General features: G+C 69.1%; 4 protein-coding genes and 1 pseudogene. 4 read left to right on the top strand and 1 reads right to left on the bottom strand.

What is annotated here, in order from left to right; translation table 11 throughout:
- From D7X32_RS42850 to D7X32_RS42835, 4 genes and pseudogenes are all read left to right on the top strand, one after another.
- Positions 1 to 540, top strand: a pseudogene (locus tag D7X32_RS42850) (hypothetical protein); the annotation flags it as partial.
- A 319-nt stretch (positions 541 to 859) separates the two neighbouring features.
- Positions 860 to 2,062 (top strand): DUF2380 domain-containing protein, encoded by a 1,203-nt coding sequence (locus D7X32_RS42845; protein ID WP_341868176.1) that lies wholly within the window; start codon positions 860 to 862, stop codon positions 2,060 to 2,062.
- Positions 2,059 to 2,529, top strand: a complete 471-nt coding sequence (locus tag D7X32_RS42840) for an NUDIX hydrolase (RefSeq protein ID WP_120608254.1) — start codon at positions 2,059 to 2,061, stop codon at positions 2,527 to 2,529. Before D7X32_RS42845 ends, D7X32_RS42840 begins: the two co-directional genes overlap by 4 nt.
- Before the next feature lie 331 nt (positions 2,530 to 2,860).
- Positions 2,861 to 3,784: a CPBP family intramembrane glutamic endopeptidase gene (locus tag D7X32_RS42835; protein WP_120608253.1), complete on the top strand. Its 924-nt coding sequence runs from the start codon at positions 2,861 to 2,863 to the stop codon at positions 3,782 to 3,784.
- 3 nt (positions 3,785 to 3,787) lie between these two features.
- Here the strand turns inward: D7X32_RS42835 and D7X32_RS42830 are convergent.
- A partial coding sequence (locus tag D7X32_RS42830; protein ID WP_120608252.1) for a sulfatase family protein occupies positions 3,788 to 5,627 on the bottom strand: 1,840 nt, incomplete at its 5' end.

Here is a 5,627-nt window from a genome sequence, read left to right as displayed (position 1 = left end):
GTGGTGGGAGCGGGCGCGGATGCGGTGACGCCCACGCTGGACATGCGGCTGCGATTGGAGATGCGCAGGCAGCACGGCGGCTTCCGTCAAGGCTACTTCGGCCCGGACTACGAATTGGCTCGCTTCAAGGGGGCGGGGCCGGAGGGAGTACCTCTGGCGGAGTCCCCCTTCCCGGACGGGTACTCAGCCCATGGCGAGGCGGAGGTGGGCTGGGACGCTGTCCGTTACGGCGGCCTCTCCAAGCACCTGAAGCTGTCGCTGGGCGCGGAAGCCTTCTCGTGGGGCCGCTTCGACGTGGATGGGCGCGTGGCGGTGCAGCTCTTCGCGCGCAGCCTCGAAGTGGCGTTGAAGGGGCTGGGAATGGGCATGGGACAACCGGGAGCGCGCTACCTGGGGTCCGCCGAGGTCCGCTGGCGATTGCTGGGCGGGAAGCTCTACGCGATGGGGACGGGCGGCACACTGCTGTTCCCCACGCCGGAAGGGACACTGCGGCCGGGGGCGTTCGCCTCGGTGGGCCTGGGGGTGGACAATGCGCGCTGACGCCCTCTTGCTGGCCCTGGTGCTGCTGGCCACGGGATGCGCCTCCGTGTCGCAGGTGCCTGGGCGTGGCCGAAGCTTGAGCCATGCGCCGCGAGAGGACTCCGCGCCCGCGTGGGTGGAGGCTCCGAACGATGAGCCCCCGCGCGCATGGAACGCTCTCCCACGCGTCCTCTCCGGGTCTGAGCAACGGCTCCTGCGCCGCCAGCAGCCGCGTGACGACGTGACAGCCGTGGGAGACGTCAGCAGGGAGGCAGCCGCTGGGGGCGGGGCCCGGAGCGCTGCATCGACGCGGCAGGCAGTCCTCGACGCCGCGGACGAAGTGAAAGGCTCCCTGCGCGGCGTCGAGGCCGCGTTCACCAGGCTGGCGGCCCGTCCTCCAGACCCCTGGGGCTGGAGCCTCACCGGCGTCTTCACGCGCTACCTCGACCAAGGCTCCAAGCAGGTGACGTGGCTTCATGCCGCGCTTGGGAGCGCCACCGTGTTGACGGATGCGGCCTCGGAAGTCGGCGACACGGACATGGAGTTGGGCCTGCTTCGCATGACGGGGCCGAAACTCCAGGCGGCCTGGTTTGGGACCCTCCTGCTGGCCACCTGGGTGGACTTCCTGCACCTCGCGGACGCCGTGCTCCGCAACTGCCCCATGTGCAGCGTCGAGAAGCTCTTCGCGGACCTGTATCGCGTGCAGGGGCTGATGGAGCCCACGCTGACGGACCTCGCCTCACTGGACCCGGAGCGGGTGGAGGCGGCGACAACCGCGATGCCCGAGCTGATGGGGAAGCTGACGCGTGAATTCGACACGCTCCAGCGGGAGACCCGCGAGACCCTGAAGCTTGGCGGGCAGGTCATCGCGGCGATGCAGGCAGTGGAGATGGTCACGATGATCTCCACCATGAAGATGGCAATGCCACGCGTGCCGCCCTCGGCCCCGATGACGCTTGGCGTGGGCCTCGTGATGCGTTCGGGGGGCGTCATGGTGGGCTCGCGGATGGTGGTCTCCGCCGAGTGGGTGGAGATGATGCGAAGGCTCGTGCAGGCGGGGGTCATCTCCGTGCCTGCCGTCGGCGCGGCCGTCCTCATTCAGGGCGGACAGGTCACGATGGCGCAGGCGCATCAGGACTTGCCCAAGGGCGTGCGCGACGCGCTGGGGGACAGCCCCGAGGTGCGCGGCATGCAGGTGACGGGCAGGGCGGGGGCGGGCATGTCGGACGCTCCGAAACACCATGTGCTGCCGCAGGAGCAGCGCAAGTGGTTCGAGCAGCGCGGCTTCAAGGGTGACATGGACATCGACCAGTTTTGCGTCCGGATGGAGAAGGCCCACCACGAGGCGATCCACGGCGGGGGGAACTGGAAGCTGGGACGCACATGGCCCGGCGAATGGAACCGGATGATCATGGAGTTACTACGTGAAGCTGAGGTTGAAGCTGGACGCCTGATGACGCGGAATGAGATCTTGAAGGAAGTAGCGAAGCGTATGCGGGACTATGGAATCCCGATGAGCTTCACTCCTGGGAGAGGAAGATGAGCGGCGGAGACGCTTGGCGGGGCAACATCAGAGCACGCCTGTACGAACGAGTTCGTGCGCGCGGCTACGACTCGCTCACTGCCTTTGCCGATGCGCGCCCTGCTGTCCCGCTGTACGCGCTTGCCGATGAGCTTGGCAGAGATGACGTCGCGGCGGTGCAAGTGTTGAGTGGGTTGCTGTACGAGGCGGAGCAGCGCAAGCAGGTCACGAGCTTTGTTCGTGACGTGCTCGTGCGCGAACTGTCCGAGCGTTTCCCGAATGGCTGGCCGGAGGTGCTGGACGACGCAAGCCGTGGCGAGGTTGCCATGGCGCTCGGGTCGTGGACTGCCTACACCCCTGATACGCACAAGGAGCGGGTCAGATTGGCCAGGGCGGCACTTCGCGCGTCGCCTCCCCCCGCTGGCTGGCGTCCGCTCGGTCCTGACGACGAACTGCTCCGGACGCTCCTACCCGACGAGGAAGTCTGATCGGAAGTGGTGGTCCTTCGAGCCGGTGAAGGAGTCGCCATGTGCCCCCAGTGTGCCACTCCAGTGTGGATTGAGGGGGCACACCAGGGAACAGGCTGGGACGAGGCAGGATGTTGAGTCCGAGCGAAAGCAGGGAGAGAGCGGGTAACTGCACGCCCTGCTGGGGGGGGCCTATCACCTTGTCTGCGGGTTTGAATCCGGCTGCCTCCGCCACTCGGAGGTGGAGGCCCGTTGCTAGAGCAGCCTGTGGCCTTGACCTCCGACAGCTTGAACTTCTCGGTGATGAGGTCCGTCTCCTCTCGCTCAAACTGGGGCGCTACCATCGTCCGCCATGGATTCCCCTTCCGAGCCGTCCTCCGCCGCCAGCATTCCAATTTCCGTATCACCGCGTCCGCGCGTGTGGACGGTGCTGGTGGCGTTCATGCTGCTGCTGACGGCGATCCTCGTGGGGGGCGTCATCGTGGCCAGCATCGCGATGGCGGTGGAGATGCTCCGCTCGGGCGTGGACCCCCGGGACAGCGAGGCAATCCAGGCCATGACGGAGCGGCTCAAGACGAGGCCCTGGCTGCTCGTGGCGGGCGTGATGATCTCCAGCACCCTGGGGCTGGCCGCCGCGCTCCTGGGCGGGTTCCTGTCGCCGAAGCCCCTGAAGGAACGGCTGCGATTGGAGAAGGGGACACCGGTGCCCGCGTGGGCCTGGGGGGCCGCGCTGGTGGGCTGCTTCACGCTGGGGCAGGCGATGGAGAGCCTGTCCGTGCTCACGGGTGTATGGGATTACACGGCGTCGCTGAAGGGATTGCAGGCCACGAGCCAGGGTCCGTTCGCGACCTTCGCGCTCTTGCTCTTCTTCGGCACGTTGGTGGCGGGCACGGCGGAGGAGCTCTTCTTCCGGGGCTATGTGCAGACGCGGCTGGTGGAGCGTTGGGGACGCACGGCCGGCATCGCCGGAGCCGCGACGCTTTTCGGCATCCTGCACCTGGATCCCATCCACAGCCCCATGGCCCTGGTGATGGGCCTGTTCCTGGGCTGGCTCGCGGAGCGCACGGGAAGTCTGCGGCTGCCAATCTTCGTCCACATCCTCAACAACCTGACGTCGTTCCTGGTGTCACGCTACGCGCCGTCCACCGCGCAGCTGCCAACCTCCGTGCACGTGACGTTGCTGGCGGTGTGCTCGCTGGTGTTCGTGGGCGTGGTGACGGCGCTGCGGCGGATGGATGCCCGGTCCCCGGAACCCGCCGTGCTCGCCGGCTCGTAGTCATCAGGGGCCCACGGCACCGCGAGCCTCGCCCGACGCATCCGGCAGCTCCGCCGCGAGCTTCTCCCTCAACGTGGCCACGACGTTCGGATGGTCTCCCGCCACGTCACGCAGCTCCGCGGGATCCGCCACCGTGTCGAAGAGCTGCACGCGCACCCCGTCCGGCGTGGGCAGCTCCAACAGCTTCCACCGCCCCAGATACAAACCCCGGTGCCGCGCACGGCGCACGGGTCCTTCCCACTCCGGCTTGAGGGCAATCTCTCCGGTGTCCCCCTCCACCATGGCAATCTCATACAGCCACGGATACGGCATGCGCACCGTCTGGTACGGCTGACCATCCCGGTCGCTGAACCACACGTCCGTTTCAATCAGCGCGGGCACATCCGGCAGCGGCTTCGGCTCAGCCCCCGGACGCGTGAGCAATGCCAACGAGCGCCCCCGGAACGACTCCGGCGCGGGCACACCCAAGAGGTCCAGCACCGTGGGCGCCACGTCCAGCGAACGCGCCCGCTGCGTCACCTCCCGCCCTGAGGCCACCTGTCCGGGCAGCCGCACCACGAACGGGATGCGCAGCCCCGCGCTGCCCCACAGATGGTCCCCGTGGCCCTGGCCCAGTCCCTCGTCCTCCAGGTGCTCACCATGGTCCGATACCAGGACCACCAGCGTGTCGTCCCACCGGCCCCGCCGCTCCAGGTCCGCGCGCACGTTCCCCACGAGCCCGTCGAAGGTCCGCACCGCCGCGTCGTAGTTCGCCGCCAGCGCCGCGACGTCGTCCGGCGTCGGCGCGGGCGCTTCCGGATCCACCTCCATCCGAGGCGTTGCACCGAAGCGCCACGGCCCGCGGTAGCCATGCTCCACGTACTGTCCCTCCAGCGGCCACGGCGCGGCGTAGGGGAAGTGCGTGGACGACGCGAACACGACCATCGCGAACGGCGCGTCCTCCGGCAGTCCATCCAGCACATGCCGCACCCGCGTGCGCAGCGGGGCCGGGTCCGTCAGCTCGGGGAACTCGCCCCGTTCCTTGAACAGCCCCGGTGCCAGCGCCGTCCACGGCAGCAGCGCCACATGGGTGATCAGCATCCGCTGCCGCACCAGGTCCGGAAAGCGGAAGTCCGGCGCGGACACCACCTGGAACCCATACGGGAACCGCGAGAAGTGGTCCCCCGCGTAGTCCGCCACCACCGCCGTGCGGTAGCCCTGCGTCTCCAGCACCGTGGCCAGCGTCGTGAGCTTCGTCTCGCGCGCCTCGCGTCCCACCAGCGTGTGCACCACCGGGTGCTCGCCCGCGTACTGCGACGTGAGCAGCGTCGTCCACGACGGCGCCGTGCGCGGCACCTGCACCACCGCGTCGTTGAAGCGCGTGCCTTCCTCCATCAGCCGGTCGATGTTCGGCGACGTCGCCCGCGGATAGCCGTTGCCCGACAGGTGATCCGGCCGCAGCCCGTCCGATGCCAGGATGAGCAGGTTCGGCCGGACGGGCGCGCCGGACTCCGCCCCGCCTGCCGTCCGCGTCAGCCCCAGCCCCGTGAAGCCCGCCACCGCCGCCGCGGCCGTCACGCCGCCCAGCACGCCGCGCCAGCGGGGTGACTCCGACAGACACCGCCCCACCACCGCCAGGACGCTCAACACCGGCAGCACCAGCGCCGCGAATATCCACCCCGACGGCTGCGTGCCGCTCAGTCCCCGCAGCACCGCCGCCGTCACCTCCGAGCGCTCATACAGCGTCGCCGCGTACAGGTGCGGATGCCGCGCCATGTCCCCCGCCAGCAGGAACGCCTCCACCACCAGGCACCCCAGGCCGCTCAGCCAGAACACCGCGCGCCGGCTCCGCTCCGCCGCCCAC

This window comes from Corallococcus carmarthensis, from assembly GCF_003611695.1.
Taxonomy (GTDB): Bacteria; Myxococcota; Myxococcia; order Myxococcales; family Myxococcaceae; genus Corallococcus; species Corallococcus carmarthensis.
This window is presented reverse-complemented; position numbering and strand designations above follow the sequence as displayed.

Excerpts from the sequence above, each read along its gene's own strand:
- D7X32_RS42840 (WP_120608254.1), top strand. The coding sequence starts at position 2,059 with ATGAGCGGCGGAGACGCTTGGCGGGGCAACATCAGAGCACGCCTGTAC.
- D7X32_RS42835 (WP_120608253.1), top strand. The coding sequence starts at position 2,861 with ATGGATTCCCCTTCCGAGCCGTCCTCCGCCGCCAGCATTCCAATTTCC.